General features: G+C 35.9%; 18 protein-coding genes, 1 other RNA gene and 1 pseudogene. 12 read left to right on the top strand and 8 right to left on the bottom strand.

The window, feature by feature from the left end:
• The first annotated feature begins 89 nt into the window (after window positions 1-89).
• The 3 genes from EL165_RS11450 (at window position 90) to rpoN (ending at window position 5,657) form a co-directional block, all read left to right on the top strand.
• Window positions 90-1,829, top strand: a complete 1,740-nt coding sequence (locus EL165_RS11450) for a helix-turn-helix domain-containing protein (RefSeq protein ID WP_002976985.1) — start codon at window positions 90-92, stop codon at window positions 1,827-1,829.
• Window positions 1,830-2,585: 756 nt separating this feature from the next.
• Complete coding sequence (gene asnS, locus EL165_RS11445) at window positions 2,586-4,034, top strand: asparagine--tRNA ligase (protein WP_002976987.1); 1,449 nt, start codon at window positions 2,586-2,588, stop codon at window positions 4,032-4,034.
• Window positions 4,035-4,193: 159 nt separating this feature from the next.
• Window positions 4,194-5,657: an RNA polymerase factor sigma-54 gene (rpoN, locus tag EL165_RS11440; RefSeq protein ID WP_002976989.1), complete on the top strand. Its 1,464-nt coding sequence runs from the start codon at window positions 4,194-4,196 to the stop codon at window positions 5,655-5,657.
• 101 nt (window positions 5,658-5,758) lie between these two features.
• On the opposite strand, the gene EL165_RS11435 is transcribed toward rpoN, so the two are convergent.
• From EL165_RS11435 to EL165_RS11425, 3 genes are read right to left on the bottom strand one after another with little or no spacing between them, the layout of a single operon-like run.
• Window positions 5,759-7,384 carry an AMP-binding protein gene (locus tag EL165_RS11435; protein ID WP_002976993.1) on the bottom strand — a complete coding sequence of 542 codons (1,626 nt, stop codon included), beginning with the start codon at window positions 7,382-7,384 and terminating at the stop codon, window positions 5,759-5,761.
• A gap of 58 nt (window positions 7,385-7,442) precedes the next feature.
• The gene (locus EL165_RS11430; protein ID WP_002976996.1) at window positions 7,443-8,117 is read right to left on the bottom strand and encodes a hypothetical protein; all 675 of its coding nucleotides are present in this window, start codon (window positions 8,115-8,117) and stop codon (window positions 7,443-7,445) included.
• Window positions 8,110-8,601, bottom strand: a complete 492-nt coding sequence (locus tag EL165_RS11425; protein ID WP_002976998.1) for an RNA polymerase sigma factor — start codon at window positions 8,599-8,601, stop codon at window positions 8,110-8,112. Before EL165_RS11425 ends, EL165_RS11430 begins: the two co-directional genes overlap by 8 nt.
• 182 nt (window positions 8,602-8,783) lie before the next feature.
• On the opposite strand from EL165_RS11425, the gene rnpB reads away from it, so the two are divergent.
• Window positions 8,784-9,108: RNase P RNA component class A (gene rnpB / locus EL165_RS11420), an RNA gene on the top strand.
• Window positions 9,109-9,204: 96 nt separating this feature from the next.
• Here the strand turns inward: rnpB and EL165_RS11415 are convergent.
• Entirely contained in the window at window positions 9,205-10,074 is an 870-nt protein-coding gene (locus EL165_RS11415) for a polyphosphate kinase 2 family protein (protein WP_002977000.1), read from the bottom strand.
• A 204-nt stretch (window positions 10,075-10,278) separates the two neighbouring features.
• Window positions 10,279-10,743, bottom strand: a complete 465-nt coding sequence (locus tag EL165_RS11410) for a DUF1573 domain-containing protein (protein ID WP_002977002.1) — start codon at window positions 10,741-10,743, stop codon at window positions 10,279-10,281.
• A 128-nt stretch (window positions 10,744-10,871) separates the two neighbouring features.
• Between EL165_RS11410 and EL165_RS11405 the strand changes: the two genes are divergently transcribed.
• From EL165_RS11405 to EL165_RS11380, 6 genes are all read left to right on the top strand, one after another.
• The gene (locus EL165_RS11405) at window positions 10,872-13,487 is read left to right on the top strand and encodes a valine--tRNA ligase (protein ID WP_041461400.1); all 2,616 of its coding nucleotides are present in this window, start codon (window positions 10,872-10,874) and stop codon (window positions 13,485-13,487) included.
• Between the two features lie 21 nt (window positions 13,488-13,508).
• Window positions 13,509-14,120, top strand: coding sequence for a DUF3239 domain-containing protein (locus tag EL165_RS11400; RefSeq protein WP_002977007.1), 612 nt, complete (start codon window positions 13,509-13,511; stop codon window positions 14,118-14,120).
• A gap of 133 nt (window positions 14,121-14,253) precedes the next feature.
• Window positions 14,254-14,889, top strand: a complete 636-nt coding sequence (locus EL165_RS11395) for a DUF4241 domain-containing protein (RefSeq protein WP_002977009.1) — start codon at window positions 14,254-14,256, stop codon at window positions 14,887-14,889.
• Between the two features lie 66 nt (window positions 14,890-14,955).
• A complete protein-coding gene (locus tag EL165_RS11390) occupies window positions 14,956-15,846 on the top strand; it encodes a ribokinase (protein ID WP_002977011.1) in 891 nt (296 codons plus the stop codon).
• Window positions 15,847-15,935: 89 nt separating this feature from the next.
• A complete protein-coding gene (locus EL165_RS11385; protein WP_041461401.1) occupies window positions 15,936-16,781 on the top strand; it encodes an alpha/beta hydrolase family protein in 846 nt (281 codons plus the stop codon).
• Window positions 16,778-17,422 (top strand): HD domain-containing protein, encoded by a 645-nt coding sequence (locus tag EL165_RS11380; protein WP_002977015.1) that lies wholly within the window; start codon window positions 16,778-16,780, stop codon window positions 17,420-17,422. The genes EL165_RS11385 and EL165_RS11380 overlap by 4 nt, the downstream gene beginning before the upstream one ends.
• Here the strand turns inward: EL165_RS11380 and EL165_RS11375 are convergent.
• A complete protein-coding gene (locus EL165_RS11375) occupies window positions 17,419-18,654 on the bottom strand; it encodes a porin family protein (protein WP_002977017.1) in 1,236 nt (411 codons plus the stop codon). The genes EL165_RS11380 and EL165_RS11375 overlap by 4 nt on opposite strands.
• A 69-nt stretch (window positions 18,655-18,723) precedes the next feature.
• Here EL165_RS11375 and EL165_RS11370 point away from each other — a divergent pair, with 69 nt between their 5' ends.
• The gene (locus tag EL165_RS11370) at window positions 18,724-19,317 is read left to right on the top strand and encodes a hypothetical protein (RefSeq protein ID WP_002977019.1); all 594 of its coding nucleotides are present in this window, start codon (window positions 18,724-18,726) and stop codon (window positions 19,315-19,317) included.
• A gap of 42 nt (window positions 19,318-19,359) precedes the next feature.
• Here EL165_RS11370 and EL165_RS11365 read toward each other — a convergent pair whose 3' ends face one another.
• Together EL165_RS11365 and EL165_RS11360 are read right to left on the bottom strand one after the other, a co-directional pair.
• Window positions 19,360-19,590: a hypothetical protein gene (locus EL165_RS11365; RefSeq protein WP_002977020.1), complete on the bottom strand. Its 231-nt coding sequence runs from the start codon at window positions 19,588-19,590 to the stop codon at window positions 19,360-19,362.
• Between the two features lie 151 nt (window positions 19,591-19,741).
• A pseudogene (locus EL165_RS11360) lies at window positions 19,742-20,631 on the bottom strand (DUF72 domain-containing protein).
• 316 nt (window positions 20,632-20,947) lie between these two features.
• On the opposite strand from EL165_RS11360, the gene EL165_RS11355 reads away from it, so the two are divergent.
• Window positions 20,948-24,133 (top strand): TonB-dependent receptor, encoded by a 3,186-nt coding sequence (locus EL165_RS11355; protein WP_002977023.1) that lies wholly within the window; start codon window positions 20,948-20,950, stop codon window positions 24,131-24,133.
• Window positions 24,134-24,317: the final 184 nt, after the last annotated feature.

Raw genomic sequence — 24,317 nt, 5'->3', positions numbered from 1 at the left:
GAAAATATTGATGAATACGTTGAAAAAAGCAAAAGCAATGACCCTTGTACTGAAGAAAAAATAATATTTTTGTAATATAGCTCGGATGAATGATGAAAATAAAATGTTTAATACTGTTTTTTATTATTGGAAATCTGTTTTTTCACGCACAAACCAATAATTTAGAAAAAAATACTCCTGAAACACGGTCTTATAAGGAATTGGAAAAAGAATTCTACAGCAGTCGTTTCGGAGATGTAAACAGTAAAAGTATTGCAGAAAGTTATCTTAAAAAAGCAAAAACTGAAAAAAACATTACTCAGATTGCTGAAGGATACGTTATGCTTCATTTTGAAGAGAATCTACCCAATGCATTAAAATATCTTGACAGCTTACAGCCTATTACCAGGAATTCCAAAGAAAATATATATCCGGCCAGAATCTATCTCTTAAAAGGGAATCTGTATTTCAGAAATGATAATCTTCAGGCTGCGCTGAACAATTATATTTTAGGACTGAAATATGCCAAAGAAAAAGGAAATAAAAGGCAGATTGCTATGGCACATATCAGTATTGCCTATCTTAATAATTATATTGGGAAACATGCCGAGACAGCCAAGGTTTTAAGACATTATGCGTATGATGCCGATTATATGAATCAGGATGAGAAGAATGGTCTTAAGTTAAACCTGGCTGACGCATACATAGAAATCAATAAGATGGATTCTGCCTATATCCTCATAAAGGAAGGCTTACTGGATTCTAAAAAGAATAAAGATGTCTACCGCTATCACCAGAACCTTGGAATGTTAGGATATTATCATCTGCATTCAAAAAACTATCAGAAAGCGATCGATGGTTTATTAGAGTGTGAAAAATATTTTTTTACCAATAATAACGGTTCTAAAAGGAACCAGCATTATACTTCTTTATATCTGGGGAAATCCTACGCCGGTCTCAACGAAAAAGAAAAAGCAATAGAGTATTTCCGGAAGATTGATTCTATGGTTCTTAAAACCAATTACATTTATCCCGAGCTGAGAGATGTGTATACTTACCTGATCGATTATTATAAAGAAAACAATGATAAAGAAAAGCAGCTATATTATGTAGATCGGTTTTTAAAGGTAGATCATGTTCTGGATACCCAGTTCAGGTATATTTCCAGAGAACTTCCTAGAAGATATGATACTCCTGAACTGCAGCAGGAGAAAGAGAGTATTACCAATGAACTTACCAAAAGAAAAAGTTTATTTTATATCGTACTGAGTCTTCTGTTGATATCACACCTGTTGTTTATCAACGTTTATTTCAAATATAAAAAATCCGAAAAGAACTATAAAAAGATTGCCCAGGATCTGATTCAATCTGTTAATGAAAATAAAATAGGCAAAAACAAACTGTCGGAAGCCAAAGAAATTCTTTCTGAAGTTTCTAAGTTAGAAAATACAGAACATTCTGAGGAAAAAACACCAAGAACGATTTCCGAAGATATTGCTCAAACTATTTTAAAAGAACTTGAAATATTTGAAAACAAAGATCAGTTTTTGAATAAAGGAATTACGCTGGGAAGTCTTGCCAAAAAAATAAAAACAAACTCAAAATATCTGTCGGAAATTATCAATACCTACAAAGGAAAAAACTTTGCCACTTATCTTAATGATCTCCGTATTGATTATGCCATCAACAGATTGGCCAATGATAAAAAATTCAGGTCTTATAAGATTCCATTTATTGCCGAGGAACTAGGGTATAATAACGAACAGGCCTTCACTTTAGCGTTCAAAAAACGAACCGGTACCCCTCTTTCTATCTATCTGAAAGAAATTGAAAATATGTCTTCTAATTAGGATTAATTTATTGATTTTCATTTGTTTGAATTTATAAATTCATGATTTTAAATATATAGATTTATGAATCTATAGAGCATTCACTTGTATCATTCTTCCTCTTTTCTGCATCTTTGCTTCAGGTAAAAACACAATGTTTCATTTTGTATGTGCACATTACAAAATATCAATTCCGGGTTGCCGGTTAATTAAAAGAACTTTATAACAAAATTATTAACGAACTGGTAAAAATGAGAAAAGGTAACCAGTAAAAAATAATAGCTAAAAAATGAAGTAATTGTTCAGAATTCAGAGATGTAAAAGAGTGGTGATCATTTGAAAAATCATTGAAGTAATTAAAAACAAAATTCGTAGAATCCATCCAAAAGTGTTTAAAAGTGTAGTATAGTTTAATTTGGATTCGCTGACCTGTAGTTGATCATGAAATTATTGCTTAAAAACTAATAACCATTTCAATAAATAAAAACTAATTCCATGAAAACTCAGAATAAATTAAAATTTATTCTTTCTGAAAGTGATAAGGTTGAGTGATTCACTCCGGTCAGATGCGGGTTTATCTTGAAGTTCAGGACAATATTGAGTGGAAATGTATCCTTACAATGAAAAAGATTGAGCAGCAGAAAAAGGTAAATTTCCTGAACTGAAAGTTTAAATGCTTGTTAAATGATTTTTAAAGACGGCGCAATCATTAAGTTGCGCTGTTTTTTTGTAACTTTGCAGACATTAATTTTTATATAAAAAATTTATCATCAACAAATGAAAAAGCAAACGATCAAAGAAATCCTGAAGGATTACAAGAAAGTATTACATCATGACATTACAGTTTACGGATGGGTAAGATCATTCCGTGCTAATCGCTTTATTGCGCTTAATGATGGTTCTACGATTAATAATTTGCAGATAGTTGTTGATTTCGAAAATTTTGATGAAGCAATCATCAAGAATATCAGTACGGCTTCATCCCTGAAAGTAGTAGGTGAAGTGGTAGAAAGCCAGGGAGCAGGACAGTCTGTGGAAATTATCGCTAAAAAGATTATTATTTTAGGGGATAACTTTACGGAAGAACTTCAGAGTACAATTCTTCAGCCTAAGAAGCACAGTCTGGAGAAACTTCGTGAGCAGGCGCACTTAAGATTCAGAACAAACCTTTTTGGAGCAGTGTTCAGAGTACGTCACGCAGTAAGCTTTGCAGTTCACTCATTCTTCAACCAGAACCAGTTTTTCTATATCAATACACCGGTTATTACTGGTGCTGATGCGGAAGGGGCAGGAGAAATGTTTGGAGTAACCAACTTTGATCTGAACAATATGCCGAGAACTGAAGAAGGAGAGATAGATTTTGCACAGGATTTCTTCGGCAGAAAAACAAACCTTACGGTTTCAGGACAGCTTGAAGGAGAAACTGCAGCTATGGGATTGGGAAGAATTTATACCTTCGGACCTACTTTCCGTGCAGAAAATTCCAATACCACAAGACACCTTGCCGAATTCTGGATGATTGAGCCGGAAGTAGCTTTCAACAACCTTGAAGACAATATCGACCTTGCGGAAGATTTCTTAAAATATGTGATTCAGTATGTTTTGGATAACTGTAAAGATGATCTTGAATTCTTAGACAAGCGTTTTGAAGAAGAACAAAAGTCAAAACCGGAAAAAGAAAGAGCAAAAGAAGGTCTTATCGAAAAACTTCAGAATGTAGTGGCAAAACGTTTCAAACGTGTAAGCTATACGGAAGCTATTGAAATCTTACTGAACTCTAAAGAAAATAAAAAAGGAAAATTTGCTTACCCGGTTGAAAAATGGGGAACTGATCTTCAGTCTGAGCATGAAAGATACCTTGTTGAAAAACATTTCGAAAGCCCGGTAGTATTATTTGACTATCCGAAAGAAATCAAAGCTTTCTATATGAAACTGAACGATGACAACAAAACCGTTGCAGCGATGGACGTGCTTTTCCCAGGTATCGGTGAAATCATCGGTGGATCAGAGAGAGAGGCAAGATTAGATGTTTTAAAACAGAAAATGGTAGATATGCATGTAGATGAGCACGAGCTTTGGTGGTATCTTGATACCAGAAAATTCGGTTCAGTACCGCATGCCGGTTTTGGTTTAGGACTGGAAAGATTAGTTCTTTTCGTAACAGGAATGACGAATATCAGAGATGTAATTCCTTTCCCTAGAACGCCAAAAAGCGCTGAATTCTAGAACAATAAAAAAAGCCTTAATCACAAGTTAAGGCTTTTTTATTCTTTAATAGTTTATTATGTTGGGATAAGTAATGCAAAAATCATGCTAAATGCGTTTTTTATCAAATAAATTTATTAAATTCGTAGAATATGTTATGTTAAAACGTAAATAAAGAATATGCTTAAACAACACTTACAACTCAAATTAGGACAGAAGCTGGCCCCTCAGCAGATCCAGTTGATGAAGCTTATTCAGCTTCATACTCTTGAATTTGAAGAGGAGTTGGAAAGAGAGTTAGAAGAAAACCCAGCTTTGGAAATTGCGAAAGAAGATTCTAAGGAAGACGATTATTCTTCCCTTGAAGACGCTTATCAGGATGAGGGTACAGAAAGCATTGAAACAGATTTCGACGTCAATGAATATATTTATGACGACGAACCAAGCTATAAAACCGCATCCAGCAACTACTCTCCGGATGATGAAGAATTTGATAACGAGAGTCTTTTAACAGAAGGACAGTCCTTATATGATTATCTTACAGAACAGATTCACCTGGTGAATATCAGTGATGAAGATCTGAAGATTGCAGAATATCTTATCGGGAATTTAGATACGGACGGCTATCTGAGAAGAGAGATCAAATCTATTGTTGATGATCTGGCTTTCTCACAGGGAATTTACACTACTAAAGAAAGAGTGGAGGATATCCTGGAAAATTATGTTCAGAAACTTGATCCGCCAGGAGTGGGAGCAAGAGGACTGCAGGAGTGCCTGTTATTACAGATTGAAAAGAAAGTCAGCTCAGATAAAGCAGTTTCTTTGGCTGCCAACATCCTGAGACATCAGTTTGAAGCTTTGACGAATAAGCATTATAACAAAATCATCCAGAAATACGATATTGAAGAAGATGATCTGAAAGATGCTCTGGATGAAATATCAAAGCTATCCCCAAAAGTAGGAGGTAACTTTGATACACAGACAATTACGATCAATCAGGAAATTATCCCGGATTTTGTTATTCAGGTGAAAGACGGTCAGGTAATTCCTATGCTGAACAGCAAGAATGCACCTACATTAAGAGTTTCTGAAGAATACAAAGACATTCTTACCACATATTCCCATGATAAAAACTCATCGGAACACAAGCAGGCTGCTTTATTTATCAAGCAAAAGCTGGATGCTGCAAAATGGTATATCGATGCCATTAACCAGCGTCAGAATACATTGTTGCAGACGATTACAGCCATTGTGAAATTCCAGAAGGATTATTTCATCACCGGAGACGAAAAATCTCTGAAACCAATGATCTTGAAGGATGTTGCTGATATTACAGGATTTGATATCTCTACGATTTCAAGGGTAGTAAAAAGTAAATATGCAGATACACCTAACGGTATTGTATATCTTAAAGATCTGTTCTCAGACAGCTTAACGAATGATGATGGGGAAGAAGTTTCCACCAAGGAAATCAAAACTCATCTTCAGGAAGTGATTGATAAAGAAAATAAGAGAAAACCGCTTACCGATGATGCATTAGTGGTTATTCTGAAAGAACAGGGATATAATATAGCAAGAAGAACGATTGCAAAGTATCGTGAACAGCTTAATATTCCGGTAGCAAGGTTAAGAAAAGAACTTTAAAATAAAAAAACAAAAAGCATTTCAATCCGAAATGCTTTTTGTTTTTTATAATAAATGAGGCAATGGCTTTTGCTCTTTTACAATCTAGCTTTTCTGCCAAATTAATTTTGTCTTACATTTTCAAGCCCAAGTTCCCGCATCGAAATCTCCCGCATCTCCACTTTTCTTATCTTTCCGGAAATAGTCATTGGGAATTCATCTACAAACTTCCAATATTTCGGCACTTTATAATGGGCTATTCTTCCTTTGCAATATTCCTGTAGTTCCTCCGCAGTGATGGTAAATCCTTTTCTCACTTTCACCCACGCCATCACTTCTTCCCCGAATTTTTCACTGGGAACACCAATGATCTGCACATCCAGAATGTTGGTATAAGTATATAGAAAATCTTCAATTTCTTTAGGAGAGATATTTTCGCCGCCACGGATGATAAGGTCTTTTATCCTTCCGGAAATAGTAATATAACCGTCTTTGTCCATTACAGCCATATCTCCGGTATGCATCCAGCGAGCATCATCCAGTACTTTTTTAGTATTTTCAGGATCATTCCAGTATTTTAGCATGACAGAATAACCTCTTGTGCAAAGCTCACCATGTTCACCGCGCTTTAAAGTTCTGCCGTTTTCATCAATAATTTTTATTTCAAGATGATCCTGAACTGTTCCTACAGTGCTGACCTGCTTTTCCAACGGTGTTCCTATTAAAGTTTGCGTAGACACGGGTGATGTTTCCGTCATTCCGTAGCAGATGCTCATTTCTTTAATATTCATAAGGTTTTCCACCTTCTTCATAATTTCCGGAGGACATACGGAGCCTGCCATAACACCGGTTCTTAAACTTGAAAAATCATAGCTGTCAAAATCTTTTACGGCCAGTTCCGCAATAAACATAGTTGGTACTCCATACAAAGAAGTACATTTCTCTTCCGAAACGGCTTTTAACGTAATTTCCGGATCAAAACTGTCATTGGGAATTACCATACAGGCTCCGTGGGCAGTACAGCAGATATTTCCGATCACCATTCCGAAGCAATGGTAGAAAGGGACAGGAATACAAACACGGTCCTTCTCCGTATATTTTAATCTGATACCTATAAAATAGCCGTTATTGAGGATATTATGATGGGAAAGCGTAACACCTTTCGGAAAACCGGTAGTTCCGGAAGTATACTGAATATTAACAGGATCATCAAACTGTACATGTTCTTCAAAGCTGTGAAGCACTTCATCCGAAATTTCCTGCCCGTTATTGACAAAATGTTCCCAGTTTTCATCAAAGAATATTTCATGCTCCAGGCTTGGGCATACTTCTTTTGCGTACTCAACCATTTCTTTGTAGTTGCTGGTTTTAAAACTTAAAGAAGAAAAAATAAAGCGAACTTCGGATTGATTAAGTACATAAGTTAATTCATGAGTCCGGTAGGCCGGATTGATATTCACTAAAATAGTTCCTATTCTTGCAGTGGCATACTGCAAAAGTACCCATTCATAGCGGTTGGAAGACCAGATTCCGATTCTGTCACCTGCTTTTGCTCCCAAAAACAATAGAGCTTTTGCAACAGCGGTTGTCTGATTATAAAATTCCTGGTAAGTAGCTCTGTAATTCTGATGAACGCAGACTAAAGCTTCCTGATGGGGGTATTTTTCGACCGTACTTTTAAGATTGGCTCCGATGGTGTGTCCTAATAATGGAATCTCAGATGTTCCATACACATAAGATAAGGGCATAGTTTAAGATTTGGTGGAATAAAATTAATAATTATATCCCGAACTATGCCTATGGATATTAATTTTCCTGAGAATCTATTTCTTTAAGCTGTTTCAGATTTTTATCAAGCTTTTTGATGATGGTGCCATATACCAGTCTGTAATAAAGCCAGATCATAGAAACCGCGAGTAATGTGCTTACGGCAATCCCAACAATAATAATGGTAAGATTGGACCCGCTGGGCTGTATATTCTGGGAATCCAATATATAAAATATAAAAGCAACCAGTACAAACGTGAATATTAACAGCAATACAATACTGATCAGAATAAAAGCATTGACAGTTGTTTTGAATTTAATGATCCGGGTAATAAGCCCTTTCAGATTTTCCTCGATTTTTATTTTCCGGTAATTCTGATAGAATTTCAGCACGAAATAAGCCGTAATCAGCAAGCTTAAGATTTTTATAGCCAGATAAACATGACCAAAGTTATTTTCTGCTTCAGGAGCTTCCTGTGCCCCTAATCTCTCCAGCATTTTACGGAAACTATCTGACTCCTCTTCAGGGAAAAAGTAAAACAGTCCCAGTACTGAAAAGAACAGTAATTCTACGACGCTGATCCAGAAAATGTATTTCACATAATTGCGTGACTTTCTGTTCAACATCTGAAGAATCTCGGTGTTGTCATATTTATGCTGTACAGGTTGTTCCTGCCATGTTTTCTTAAAGCTGTCTAAATCAAATTCAGGCATATTTTTCCATCTGTTCTTTAAGGGTTTTCTTTAATCTGTTCATTTTCACGCGTGCATTGACTTCAGTGATTCCGAGGTTCTCTGCAATATCCTTATATGGCAGATCGTCAAGATACATCATGACAATGGCTCTTTCTACATTAGGAAGAGTCTTGATTACAGTATACAAAAGTGATACCTGCTGCTGTTTTTCATCATCATCTTCCACAAAATCCCTGTGGTTGATGTCCAGCTCATTCGTAGGAAGGCTTTTGCTTTTTTTTCTAAAGAGGGTAATGGCTGTATTGAGCGCTACACGGTACATCCAGGTGGAAATTTTAGAATTCCCTTTAAAAGAATCGTAACTTCTCCAGAGCTGTAACACGATTTCCTGGAAAAGATCCTCTTCATCTTCCAGAGAATTGGTATACAGGCGCGATACTTTAATAATCAGTCCCTGATTATCTTTGATAAGCTGCGCAAATTCTTTTTCTCTGGAATCCATAGATATATAATGGCACGAAGATAATAATAAACTGGTAATTAGGGAAAATTATCATGTAAAATAGTAAAGAGGTGAAAAAACGGAAAAAATTGCTCAATCAATATCGTTTGCATGGAACTAAGACCTTTAGTCATTTCACCGTTTGCTTTTTTTACCGCAAAATTTGCGTACCTTTGCCTCCGCGAGAAAATCGGCCTGTTGATTTCCCGTTTTACGGGAGGTAGGAAAGTCCGGACACCACAGAGCAGCAAAGCGGATAACATCCGTCACCCGTGAGGGTAGGACAAGTGCAACAGAAAGCAGGTACAGTTCGGCTGTAGTGAAACCAGGTAAACTCTTTGCGGTGCAATGGTAAGTATATCGGTTCTTTTCAGTAATGAAAATAGGGGCGGCTCGTCCTGAAAACCGAGGGGTAATCAGCTCAAGTGTTGCAGCAATGTAACACGCAGATAAATAACAGGCGCTTCTCCGGAAGTACAGAATCCGGCTTATAGATTTTCTCGTGATTTTTTTTAAAGCTGGAAGTCAGAGGCTGGAAGAGTGACGTTTTTTAAACACAATGATTGTAAACTCCATCTTCATGCTTCCTCCTTCCAACCTGATTTATTCACTTTCCAATTGTTTTTTAGAATCCTGTAATTCTTTTCTGTCCTTATCAGAAAGCGTAGGATATTTAAGATTCATCTTTTCAAGAGTATCAATGATGATCTGAATGGCAGCTACTCTTGCAAACCATTTGTTGTCAGCAGGAAGCACGTACCAAGGGGCATGATCTTTTGCTGTCTCATTAATTGCTGTTTCATAGGCTTCCATATACTGATCAAATAATGCTCTTTCCGGAAGATCTCCTGCAGAGAATTTCCAGTTTTTTTCCTGCTCGTCTATTCTGTCTAAAAGCCTTTTTTTCTGCTCGTCTTTGGATACGTTCAAAAAGATTTTTACCACAGTTGTTCCGTTTTGCGAAAGATGTTTTTCAAAATTACGGATGCTTTCATATCTGTTTTCCCAGAATTTACTGTCAAAGTCTTTTACTGAAGACCACGTTTTTTCACTCAGGTTATACTCAGGATGTACTTTGCATACTAAGACGCTTTCATAATGTGAACGGTTAAATATTCCGATCATGCCTTTCTGTGGAAGTGCCAGATAATGCCTCCATAGAAAATCATGGGAATATTCTTTCGGGCTTGGAGTTTTAAAGCTCGTCACATTACATCCCTGTGGATTCACTCCTCCGAAAACATGCTCTATCATACTGTCTTTTCCTGCCGCATCCATAGCCTGTAATACGACCAGCAGAGACTGGCTTCCGTCAGCATATAGTTTTTCCTGCAGTTCACGGAGCTTTTCTTTCTCCTGAATCAGCATCTGCTCTCCTTCTTCTTTTGTAAGCTTTCCCTTATAAGAGGTTGAAGTTTTTTTTATTGAAAATTTTCCATTTACCTTAAAGTCATCTGAGAAATTGGTGTCCATATATTAAAGATTAAAAAGATTTTGTTATTAAAATTCAATAGAGGTGGGCTTTAGCCCAGCCATTTAAATGTAAATAAATATGTTTAATCAAAACGTCAATACATCTACTGCCGGCTATTATCTACCATGCGCAACCTAATCCAACATAAATGTAATAAAAAAACCGCCTCAATAGAGACGGTTTCTTTATTTTTTGAGTAGAGCTTACTTTGCAGCAGCTTTTTTAGCAAGTTTTGCAGCTTTTTTCTCAGCTTTAGCAGCTTCCTTCTGCTCAGCAGGAGTCAATACTTTTGGTTCAGGAGCGTTAGCATCTACGTTACCTTTGATGTAGATTACACTTCTGTTGTTTGCAGGGTCGTTAGAGAAAACCTCGATCATTTTGTTGAAAGGTCCAGGGATCGCTGTGTTGTATCCAACCTTAATCTTAGCAGATTTACCTGGCATGATAGGATCCTGGCTGAATTCAGGAGTTGTACATCCACAAGAAGGCTTTACATTTGAAAGGATCAAAGGCTTGTCACCTGAATTCGTTACTGTAAAGAATCTTGTTCCGTCAGCGTTAGGCTTGATAGTTCCGTAATCGAAAGTCGTTTTATCAAATGTAATAGTTTGTGCAGATGCAAGAGCAAATGTCCCGAATAGTGCAATTCCTGCAATTAGTTTTTTCATATTCTTGAATGTTAATATGTTTGTTAGATAAATTTTGTGAAACAAAGTTAAAAATTATTTTAATTCATGCTTAAAAATTTTTTTCTTTAGACTATTTTTGCAAATTGCAAGCCAAAGAAATAGAATTTATGCAGATTTCAGAAAAGTACAATCCACAGGAAACAGAACAGAAATGGTACAATTACTGGCTGGAAAATAAGTTTTTCCATTCAGAACCTAATGACAAGCCACCGTATACCGTGGTCATTCCTCCGCCAAACGTAACGGGGATATTACACATGGGGCATATGTTGAATAATACCCTTCAGGATGTTCTGGTCCGCCGTGCAAGAATGCGCGGGTTTAATGCTTGTTGGATTCCGGGAACAGATCACGCTTCAATTGCTACTGAAGCTAAAGTTGTTGCTAAATTGAAATCTGAGGGAGTCAATAAATCAGATATTACCCGTGAAGAATTTTTAACTCATGCCTGGGACTGGACCAATAAATATGGTGGAACCATTCTTGAGCAGCTGAAGAAGCTGGGATGTTCATGCGACTGGGACAGAACCCGCTTCACGATGGAGGATAAACTTTCACAGCAAGTTATTAAAAGTTTCGTAGACCTTTATAATAAAGGACTTATCTACAGAGGCTACAGAATGGTCAACTGGGACCCGGAAGCAAAAACCAATATTTCTGACGAAGAAGTAATATTTAAAGAACAGAACGGAAAATTATATTTCCTAAAATATAAGATTGAAGGTTCGGAAGAGTTTCTTTCAGTAGCTACCACGCGTCCCGAAACTATTTTTGGGGATACAGCCGTATGTATCAATCCGAATGATGAAAGATACGCACATTTAAAAGGTAAAAATGTAATCGTACCGATCGTTGACAGAGTAATCCCGATTATTGAGGATGAATATGTTGATATTGAATTCGGAACAGGAGCTTTGAAAATTACTCCTGCACATGATATCAATGACTATGAGATAGGTCAGAAGCATCATTTAAAAATGATTGATGCACTTGATGATGACGGAAACCTTAATGAATATGGTTTACATTATGCTGGTAAAAACAGATTTGATGTAAGAAAGCAGATCGCTAAAGAACTTGAAGAAAAAGATCTTTTGCTTAAAGCAGAAGATTATGTAAATAAAGTTGGAACATCTGAAAGAACAGGTGCCGTTATCGAACCTAAAGTTTCAGTACAGTGGTTCCTTAAAATGTCTGAAATTGCCAAGCCGGCTTTGGATGTCGTAATGGATGATGAGGTAAAGTTCTATCCGGAAAAGTTTAAGAATACTTATAAACACTGGATGGAGAACATCCGTGACTGGAATATTTCCCGTCAGCTTTGGTGGGGGCAGCAGATCCCTGCTTATTACTATGGAGAAGGAGATGAAGACTTTGTAGTAGCAGAAACCAAAGAAGAAGCTTTGGAACTTGCGAAACAAAAGACAGGAAATTCAAGTCTGACGACAGAAAACCTCAGACAGGATGATGATGCATTAGATACATGGTTCTCATCATGGTTATGGCCAATGTCTGTATTTGATGGGCTACTTGATCCGGAAAATAAAGATATTAATTATTATTACCCTACTTCTGATCTTGTAACCGGACCGGATATTATTTTCTTCTGGGTAGCCAGAATGATTATGGCAGGACTGGAATACAGAAAAGAAGTTCCTTTTAAGAATGTGTATTTTACAGGAATTGTAAGAGATAAGCAGAGAAGAAAGATGTCAAAATCTTTAGGAAACTCTCCGGATCCTCTTGAATTAATGGATAAATATGGTGCAGATGGTGTACGTGTAGGTATTCTATTGAGTTCTGCTGCCGGAAATGACCTTCTTTTTGATGAAGATTTAATGCTTCAGGGAAGAAATTTCATGACGAAGATCTGGAATGCTTTCCGTCTGATCAATATGTGGAATCACGAAGACAAACCAGCTGCTGCTACAGATAATCAGGCTATTGAATGGTTTGAAAATAAGCTGAACAAAACCATCTTTGAAATCAATGATCAGTTTGAGAAGTTCAGAATTTCCGATGCACTGCATTTGATCTATAAATTAATTTGGGATGATTTTTGCGGTTGGTATCTTGAAGCGATTAAGCCTAATTACGGAGAAGGGATTTCAAAAGAAGTTTATAACAAAACCATCTATTTCTTTGAAGAGCTGATGAAGTTACTTCATCCGTTCATGCCTTTCTTAACAGAAGAGTTATGGCAGATGATTTCAGAAAGGAAGGTTGATGAGGCTTTGGTGATTGCTCAGCAGAAAGAGGCAGGACAGTTTGATGAAAACATTATTAAAAACTTTGAAACTGCTGCAGAATTAATTTCAGGGGTTAGAAATTACCGTCAGACAAAAGGAATTTCACCAAGAGAAGCTGCTGAAATTTATACCAATGCTTCTGAATTTGCCAATGAAGCTGTAGTAAGAAAACTGGCTAATGTTTCTGAAATCCACTTCGGACAGAAAACAGATAAACCGAGCTTTACATTCTTGGTAGGTGCAACTGAAGTTTCTATTCCTTTAAGTGAAAACTTAGATTTAGGAGAGGAAAAAGCTAAAACTGAGGAAGAGCTGAAATATCTGAAGGGATTCCTGGTTTCAGTAGAGAAGAAGCTTTCCAATGAGAAATTTGTTGCGAATGCAAAACCGGAAATCGTAGAAGTAGAGCGTCAAAAGCAAAAAGATGCTCAGGATAAGATTGCGATCCTTGAAGAAAAACTGAAAAGTTTGTAAAATATTTAATACTCCTTAAATATGGATGATAATAGAGATATTTTAACATTAGATAGTAGAACAGTTGCTTCAAATCCTGGAAGGGTTAGAGTAATGCCATTTGTATTGATAAAATACATTTATAAACCTATTTATTTGTTAATTGCTTTATTGTTTTCGTTAGCTTTTGCATGGGATGTTTCATGGCTATGGGGAGGATTTGCTTTTATTATTCTTTTACTTGTAAATATTTTTTATTGGAGAAGACAAAAAGAACATTTTAAATATGGAGATTCTAACGGAGCAATAGTCATTTCTGAAAAACCTAAAATGATTGCTGTCACTACCAATCTATCCAAAGGTTTTGGAGGTAAGTTTCCTGTCATAAAGGTTTTACCTTATAAAGGAAAAGGAAAACTCAATGATAGGATAGGAACAGTTGCCCTTTATGAAAATTCTGAAGAAAAGCCCCACTGGAATAACTTTTTTCCAGTTCCTGTAGACTATGTTAATAATAATAAAGAGGAATTGAATGCTGTTTTGGAATCATATTCAGAAGAAAGCTGGGAAGTTTTGAAAAGCAGAATAAAGCAGCTAAAGCAACCATATAGAGAAGGATTATTTAAAATATTTGATGAAACAAGCAGTTGGTAAAAAGTATAGATATTTTTATCCTTGAAGAGAAACTGAAAAGTTTGTAAAATATAGACAATAAATTTGTCAGAAATCTCAGGCTGGGTACAGATGAAAATTGTATCCAGCCTGATGGTTTAAAAGAATAAATACAATGATACATATAGAAAACATAAAAAAACTATTCTCGAAAGATTTTGTAGAAAGTCCGTTACTGGAAAGTTTTGAAGTAGGAAAGATCTATCTTTCCAGCGGAAAGCTGGTGGCCTGTGATCCTTTGATCACTAATGATATGCTTCCTTTCACTACAGAATTTCCAAAAGGAGATTTCTCTGTAATGCTGCACAAAGAAAGAGAAAGTAACTGTGTTGCCTATGCCGAAATTATATTCAGCAATTCTGAAATTAAAGAATGGAAGCTGGCCACTACGGCAGGGCAGCAAATAAAAGATCTGGAAGAAGGAGAGGTGTTTGGATATCCGGTAGAAAGCGGTATGGGATGTTTTATGGATGTTGATACCCAAAACAGTCTCAATGAACTTGAACAAAGACTGTATCAAAATAAAGGAGGGGATTTTATGGGAATTTATGAAGAATTTTTCCATGATTACTTCTTTGATGAAAACGGAGCGATAGATCAGTATGCCTTTCTGAAACCGGCAAAAGAACATCCGGGAACTATTTTTGCTTTTGAAACAGGATATGGAGAGGGTTTTTATGCAAGCTATGTTGCTTATGACAAAGATCATCAGCCTGTGAAAATAATTACTGAATTTATAGAAATAAGTTAAATTAAAATTAGTTATTTTAGAGATCTAATTTTATCAGGTATAAATTTTAAAGCTAATACAAACACAATGAATTTCTCATCAGAACAACCCCGTATTATTGTTGTAGGCAGCTCATCTATAGATTTGGTTCTTGAAACCGAAAAACTTCCCCTACCTAACGAAACGGTTTTGGCCGTGAAGTCAGATAGTTATTTTGGTGGTAAAGGAGCCAATCAGGCGGTAGGGACTTCCAGATTGGGGGCCAGTGTATACTTCATAGGATGTGTTGGAATGGACCCTCTTGGCCAGCAGATCATGAGAAATCTGGTAAGCGAAAATGTGAATGTAGGATTTGTTCATGAAACAGATAAAGAAGCTACAGGAACAGCTTATGTAACAACTTCCCATGGGAATGCAGCCATTGTGGTGGTACCGGCAGCCAATAAATATCTCAGCAAATCACATATAGATGAAGCTGACAAATATTTTCACACCGCAGATCTTATACTGGTACAGCTTGAGGTTTCTATGGATGTAGTGGAACATACCGTTAAAAAAGCAAAACAATACGGAAAAAAAGTAGGATTATATGCTTCTCCTGCAATGAGAGTCAGTGAAGAAATTTTAGAAAATGTTGACTTTATTGTGGCTAAAAGCAATGAGTTATACATTATTTTCGGGGAAGAAAAGAGAGAAGACATTCTTAAAAAATATTTCAATAAAGTTTTTGTGAGAGATGATACCAACTCTACCATTTATTTTGATGGTACTGAGATGAAGTATTACAGAAACGATAAGGATGAAACCGTTTATAAAATGGGAATGGGAGATGCATTTACCTCAGGATTTGCTATTGCACTTTGTCATGGGAATTCTATTGAGGAATGTGTGAAATTCGGGAATGAAGTTTCTTCAAGAGTCTCAGGAGGGAAAGGTTCTCAGACCGGACTGCCTAGAATCTCAGATTTCTTTTCATAAAGCTATTTACGACATATCAAAAATCTGAAACTTAACATAAAAATATAAGTAAAATGTCCACTTTTATAGTGGATTTTTTCTTTTATACTATGGAAAAACTAATATTGACCACAGAAGACCATATTTCCCTGACTGCCCATCTCTTTAAACCGCAAAAAGATAATGGGAAACTATTGCTGATCAACTCAGCAACAGGAGTTAAGCAGCAGGTATACTTTTCATTTGCCAGCTATTTCGCTGAACAAGGCTTTACTGTAATAACTTATGATTACAGGGGGATAGGACTTTCCAAACCGAAAAATATGAGAGGGTTTCATGGCTCTATGAGAATCTGGGGCTCAAAAGATTATAAAGCTGTCACTCAATATATCAAGACAAATTTTAAAGAATACAAAAAATATTGTCTTGGGCATTCTGTGGGGGCATTAATTCTGGGTATGAATAAAGATTCTGAAATGTTTGAAGAATTTTTTTTTGTGGGAACCCAAAATGCTTTTGTCGGAAACCTTAGAGGGATAACAAAAGTAGAAGCCTATTTAGGATTTGGAATTGCACAGCCAGTAACTACTTCATTGTTAGGATATTTTCCGGCACATTGGTTCGGGCTCGGAGAAAGTCTTCCAAAAAATTGCGCATATGACTGGAGAACCTTAATTTTAAACAGGAAATCAACCAACAGGCTGTTGGAGAAAATTGATAACTTCTCAAAAAATCTGACGCAGAAAGTATTTGTAGTCCGCGCTGAAGATGATATATGGCTGACAGAAAAAGGCGTATTAAGCTTATTGAATAATACCTATCCTAATCTTAAACCCACTTACAGACTGATCGCTGTTTCAGAATCTGATAAAAAGGAAATAGGTCATATCAATTTTTTTAGAAGTTACAACAGTAAACTCTGGGATATTATTTTAAATGAACTGACAGATAAATGAAAAGTACAATAGATAACACGGTAGCATTTGTAAAAGAAAAATTAGAAGGAGCAGAAGCAGGTCATGACTGGTTCCATATTGAAAGAGTCTGGAAGCTGGCTGCACAAATAGCAGAAACTGAAGATTGCGACAAAGAAGTTGTTGAATTATCAGCACTTCTTCATGATATTGCAGATCCTAAATTCCATAATGGCGATGAGACCATTGCTCCCAAAATATCCAGAACGTTTCTTGAAGAGCAGAATGTTCCGGAAGAAACAATTCAGAAGGTTTTGTTTATTATTGAAAATATTTCTTTTAAAAACAGGGATCAGGCTCCGGTAAATCCACCCGTTGAACTTCAGATTGTACAGGATGCCGACCGCATTGATGCCATAGGAGCTATCGGAATTGCAAGAACATTCAATTTTGGAGGTTTTAAAAATAATCCGATGTATCATCCCGATATAAAACCCAAACTGGGAATGTCAAAAGAAGAATATAAAAAATCTGATGGAACAACCATTAACCATTTCTATGAAAAGTTATTGCTTCTGAAAGATATGATGAATACTGAAAAAGGAAAAAAAATGGCCGAAGAAAGGCATGATTATATGCTGAATTTCCTCGACCAGTTTTATAAAGAATGGAATGTGGATTAGAAAATATTATATCCCAGAATTATGGAAGCATATTTTAAGTTTGCTTTAGGCCCTTTTTCTTCAAGTAGATTCATGGCTGTATTATATCTTGCTTCTATAATGTATTTGTTATTATAATTGTACCCTATTCCAAAAACAGCGCTTTTGAAAGCTTGAGATGAAGATAATTTTAATCTGTCAAATACATATCCGTCATAATCCATGGTTAAATCCTTTGCTGAACTTGTTTTCAGAGTTAGGAGATTAATACCGGCATTAATAAAGATCTTTGATTTGTCATTGATGAACATGTAGTGTCTTACACTTAAAGGAATGCTGATGAATGAATAATTCTCTACATTAATGTTATATAAATTACCATTAGTTGTTCTTACAGCTGTCTTATTATTGTAAAGAGAGAATGTTGGTTCAGCCACAACTGACCATTTACCTCTATTAAAAGGCAGTACAATTTCTGCTTCAACCCCAATCCTAAATCCAGTTTTTGAAGGAGCACCTTCGTTACTGAAGGTTTTTGTTATTTCTAAAGGTGAGTAAAAATTGAGCCCAGGTCTGATAGCTAAATTAAATTTTGAATCTCTTTTAGTGTCAGAAATATTTCTGTCATTAGCAGCTCCGGCAAATTTACTGTTATATGTAGAGAAAATTTTCTTTAGGTCATTACTTGTATATCTTGTTTTGGAAGCAGTTGCCTGAGCTGTATTATCATCTGAAAATATGGTCTTCAATTGATCAATATATTCTTCATTGGCTGCAACCTGCAAATTATTTCCATTGAAAAAGTATTTTTTATAAATCAAGGGCTTGATAGAAGAATCTGAATCAGAATAGAAATATCTGATTATATTGTGACCCTGATAAGAGTACAGGTTTTTATTACCTGTTGCAATTTCTTTAAGAAATACAGACGCCTTTTTAAATTCAGGCTCCCTGATGAAAGAAAGATCTCCGGTATTATCAGATGAATAATCAATATCACCGTTGTACGTAACATATTTTACATCATTATAAACACCGAATTCTTTAATTGTAGAAGGTGTTCCTGTACTTTCTCCTGATTTTTCATCTGTTTTGTAAGTGAAGGTATCCGGATTGTTTGCCCATCCTTGGTTTTTGATAAGCACTTCTTTTTTTACGTCACTATTGTTGATGATATAACCTTTTTCAAATTTTATCTGAGCGCAGATGATAACAATACAAAAGAAAAAGAGTACTGAGAATGTTTTTTTCATGGTTAAGTAAAATTAAAAATATGAGCGCAAATATAGATAAAATAAAGAGAAGAAGTATCTTTGTAAAATATGACACTCATTATTTTTATAATATTTTTGGCTTGTGTTCTTTCTCTGGTCCTGTTTAAGGTCAGATCAGGAAGTATCGCCAGGTGGGCGAAGCTGTTTCGTATTGTAACAGTTGTTTTTTCAATTTCTGTTTTTACCTATTGGTTTATTAAGAAAAGTGCTGTGGCATTTGTGGATAATTCTGTAGGGCTGCAGGTGGTCAACAAACTTCCACAGACATTGGATTTTTATCTGGTCAATGTGAATAAAACAGATCAAAGTACAGTTCTTGAACCGAAGCATATTGGAAAAATACGTCCGGAATATTACAGAATAGAGTACCTGAAAATGGATAAATCCGATGAATACTGGATTGCAGGATATCTCGGAAAGAAAAATCTTGTATACTTTTCCCAACATTCTGTACCCAATAAGAATATCGATCAGATTGTAGAAGTGCAGAATTACATTAATCAGAGTATGAAACTGTCTGATGCAGCCAAAAAACAGGTAGATGCCTATAATTATGAGAATACAAAACTGGGAATCTGGATTACGTTGGACTTCCTGCTTCTGTTTCTCAATCTGGTATTGCTTCTCAGAAAAAATAAATAAAAAGGTAATGAGTTCTTATTGCTCATTACCTTTTGTTTTTTGTTAAGGATAATCCAGAATCTGCATGATCTGCTCTTTAAATTCTTCAGGACATGATTTGATAAGTTTATCCTTGTTCTGTTTACTGATTTCTTTGGGATTAAGCCATTCGCTTTTATTGGAGTTCAGACTATGGTTGTCATATACTCTTTTTATGGTATGATTTTCATAAAAAATATATTCATCACCCAGCCAGTTATTGGCAATACTGATTGTACAAATTTCCTTTTCCATGATTTATGTTTTAAAGTATAATGTTTAGTGAAATACATTATACTCTAATATACGAAACTTTTCGTTAAAAAAAAGGAATTTTGTTACAAGATTAATTAAAATCAGTAAGCTTAAATTCTTATTTCTGCAGTAAGCTTTTATATTAAATATATTAAAAAAGTGTTCCTGTACTTTCGGTCGCCATTTGCGGAATATGTATATCAGTTCCCCATTCCTCATTCACTTTTTTGATGAAATAAGCGGATAATAACGGAGAGGCTTTCTCAATATTCTGATGAACAAAAAAGTAAAGATTCTGCAGACCCTCTTTTTTCCACTTTGTAAGGTGTTTTAACCAATCATCCAGTCTTTCATAATCACTTTCTGCATTGGCTCCTACATAACGGATAAATGCATTAGGAGTTGTAAGACGCATATGGAGCATGTCTCTTCTTCCGGCAGTATCTACAATAATATTGGTAATGTTATGGGCTTCAAAAAGTTCACATGTTGTATTAAGGATTTCCTCATCAGTAAACCATTCCGTATTGCGGAGTTCTATAGCTAATGGAACCTCTTTTGGCCATTCTTTTACGAATTTTTCCAGCCTGTCATAATCTTTAGGCTTAAAATTATCATGAAGCTGAAGGAAAGCCATTCCCAGCTTTTCATCAAAATTGATGACAGCGGAAGCAAAATGAGTTACCGGATCGGTAACATCAATCAATCTTCTGAAATGGGAAACTGTGTTGGTGATCTTAGGAAAAAATTTAAAATTTGCCGGAGTTTTTTCTTTCCAGGTTTTTACCTGATCCGGAGTTGGCATTCCGTAAAAAGTAGCATTCAGCTCTATAGAATTAAACTGGGTTGCATAATAGGTCAGTTCATCCTTAGTTCCCTTAGGATAAAATCCTTTGAGATCCGTTTTATTCCATTTAGCACATCCGATAGAGATATTTTCCAGTCCTTTTTATTTAGAGCCAGTATCTCTTTCGTTCTGGGATGATCTTTAGGTAATGTGAAATCTATTTTTGAAGGGTCTTCTACTTGTCCGAATTTCATATCTGTAGTTTTGGTATTAAACAATAAACACAAATATAAACCAAAAATCCCAGAGCGTTTGGCGATTTATGTGGAAAGTATTTAAACATCAAAGATTAGTGATTATGAAATTTTAAGAAATAGAACCCACTTGAAAAGCGCCAAGAATATGACTTTTCACATTTTGTTTAGAAAATTTTTTAACACTTTTACTACGTTTCTATTAAGTTTTTTTTAAGGAAATATTAAACATTCTGTTACGTAATGTTAATTCTGTGTTACCACATTTCATTTTTACTAGATATAATTTTACACCAAGTTTATAGCGAATAAAAATATGAAGAAAAAAATCATCTGTGCTTTTGCTCTGTTATCTTTCGGGTTTGCATTTTCACAGGAAACCAGCTCTAAAATTTTTGGAAGATTAAAGGGAATTTCTTCCGAAGTTACAGTGAAGGTAGTACATATTCCTACCAATAGTACCTTTGAAACGAAAAGTAACAGCAAAGGTCAGTTCAGCTTAGATAATCTTCAGCCGGGAGGCCCTTATAAAATTGAAATATCTGACGGATCACAGGTAATCTATGAAAATCCGAATCTGCAACTTTCTTTAGGAAATAACGACTTGCCTGTAGTAGATGTAGGAAGTAAAGAGAAAACAATTGATGAGGTAAAAATCACTTCTAAAAAGACCACAGCAAAATATGGAGTAGGAATCAGTCAGGCTCAGATTTCAGGTCTTCCGAATATTAACCGAGGCATTCAGGATGTTACCAAGCTAATTCCTCAGAGTGCCAACAACTCTTTCAACGGAACTAATTTCCGTTATAATAACGTGACTATTGATGGTTCTATCAATAATGACGCTATTGGTTTCAGTCCTTCATTGGGAGGGCAGACAGGGACTTCCGGAATGCCCGGAAGCAGTACCCGTTCCAATTCTATAAGTCTGGATGCTATTCAGGATGTGCAGGTGTATATTGCGCCTTATGATGTGAAACTGGGGAATTTCCTTGGAGGAAGTATTAATGCCGTTACCCGAAGCGGGAGTAACGATGTTACAGGTTCAATTTATGCATACGGAAGAAATGCTGCAATTACCGGTAGAAACAGGGTAGGAGATAATTCTAAGATGCCCAGCGATTTCCAGGACTTTATTTATGGTGGAAGAGTCGGATTACCGGTTGTAAGAGACAAAGTGTTTTTATTTACAAACCTGGAATATACCAAAAGGACAGATCCTGTATTCTATAATGCCAATGATCCGGGAGCATTGGTGAATGAACAGGTTGCCCAGCAAATTTCAGACTTCGTACGCAATAAGTACGGATTCAATGTCGGAAGTTTTAACCAGTACAATAACTTCTCTGAAAGCTCTAAACTTTTCAATAAGTTAGATTGGAAAATTAATGATAAACATACTTTATCCATTAAAAACAATACCGTATTTTCACAGGCGTCCAATCTGGAAAGAGACGGAGCCAACTTCAGATTCTCCAGTATGGATTTCGTTCAGAAAAACACAGCATCTACCACTACACTTGAATTAAAAAGCCGTTTTAATGATCAATGGAGTAATAATTTAGTCTTGGGTTATTCTTCTATTCATGATTACAGAGATCCTACTTCGGGAAATGCGATGTTTCCACAGGTGGAGATTGCTTACAACGGAGGAACAATCCTGTTGGGTAATGACAGAGAAGCCACTGTTTTCAATATGAAGCAGAAAACTTTTGAAATCACGGATAACCTTACCTATAAAAAAGGAAATCATACCTTCCTGTTGGGAACTCACAATGAATTATACAATATCAACTATGGTTTTGTAAATGCCCTGAACGGAAGAATTTCCTATAAAAGCCTGAATGATTTTTATAACGGAACTCCCGCCAGAATAAGAGGAACTTATCCTTTCAACGGAGACAGCAGACAGACCCTTTTTGATAATCCTTATGCTCAATATAAGGTGAATCTGCTTTCTCTGTATCTTCAGGATGAGATCAATTGGGGAAGAGTAAGACTTTCACCGGGAGTAAGAGTAGATTACACAGACTTACCGAATAAACCGCAGTTGAGTCCATTGGTAAGCAATTCTCCTCAGGATCCAAACGCTGGAAATACTTACAATAATACTCCGTTAAACCAGCTTACCAACAACTATCTGAATAAGCCGACATTCTCGCCAAGACTTGGATTTACCATTGATCTTACTGAGAACAGGTCTATGGTGCTGAGAGGAGGCTCAGGTATTTTTGTGGGAAGAATTCCTTTCGCATGGCTAGGATATGCTTATTACAATGACGGGGTAGGTTTCGGAAGTTATGACTACAATTCACCAACACCTGCACAGCTTGCTGCCAACGGAGATCCGTTGAATAGTGCCAATTTCCCGAAATGGCAGAATTCGTCAAAAGTTCAGGTAGACCTTATTGACAATAATTTTAAAATGCCAAGAGTCTGGAGAAGCTCTTTAGCTTTCGATTATACGCTGGCCGGATATAAATTAACCTTAGAAGGAATTTATACGAAGGTGCTTTATGACCTGAAATTCCAACAGGTAAATAAAACAGATAATGTGACATATTACAGCTATGATGTGAATCATGAAATGCCGATCTATACAACCAATATCAACAGTAATTTTTCCAATGCATATCTTTTATCCAATACAAAAGAAGGATATCGTTACAATTTAACAGCACAGCTTTCAAAATCCTATGATTTCGGATTCAATTTCTTTGTAGCCTACACTTACGGGGATGCTAAAGATATTACCAATGGTATCCGAAACTCAATGGAAAGTAACTGGCAGATGAACCAGTCTCTTACTCCTAACGATCCGAAGCTCACAACATCTAATTTCGCCATCAAAAACAGAGTAGTGGCCAATCTTGGATATGCCTTTAATATCTCTGATATGAACAGATTATACACCAATGTATATTTTAATGCTCAATCGGGAAATCCTTTTTCATGGGGATTTGTGAACAGTACCATTGCCAATACAGGACAGGCTGCCGGACTTGCGTATATCTTTAAAGATGCTGCAGAAGCCTCCAAATATATAGTTCCTATAAAAGATGCCTCAGGAAATGTTTTGGTAACTGCTCAGCAGCAGATTGCTGATTACGAAAACTTTATTAACAGTAACGACTATCTGAAATCCAGACGAGGTAAATTCACAGAAAGAAACGGAGATTTTACTCCATGGAACATTCAGGCGGATATCAGAATCATGGATGAAATCAGGTTGAGCAAGAAATCTAAGAATAATATTCAGATCTCATTGAGTATCATCAATTTCACCAATCTACTGAATAGGGATTGGGGTAAAGTTTATTTTGTTCCTAATACTTTCAACTCTACAGCAAGTGTCGGGTTGACAAAAGTAGGAAATGTAGCAGCAGGACAGCCTTCTGCAGGAGATCCTACTTACAACTTCAAAACACCGGGACTGCCTTATACTATTGATCAGTTTGCATCAAGATTTCAGGCACAGCTTGGGGTGAGATATAATTTTTAACAACGCTTTTACATTTTACTTCATAATTCTTTTCAAAGGTCCGGATTTTCTTTCCGGACCTTTTTATTTATAAGTAATTATTGATGAATGATAGATTGCTGATACAGAAAATTGCAGTTTATCTTTATTAAAATCAGTAAGTATATTAATACAATCATTTGTGAAAATCCTTGTGATCTGCGGT

It is taken from the genome of Chryseobacterium gleum (assembly GCF_900636535.1).
GTDB classification, from domain to species: domain Bacteria; phylum Bacteroidota; class Bacteroidia; order Flavobacteriales; family Weeksellaceae; genus Chryseobacterium; species Chryseobacterium gleum.
Note: the sequence above shows the minus strand (reverse complement) of the source record. Positions and strands in the feature narration are given on the sequence as shown.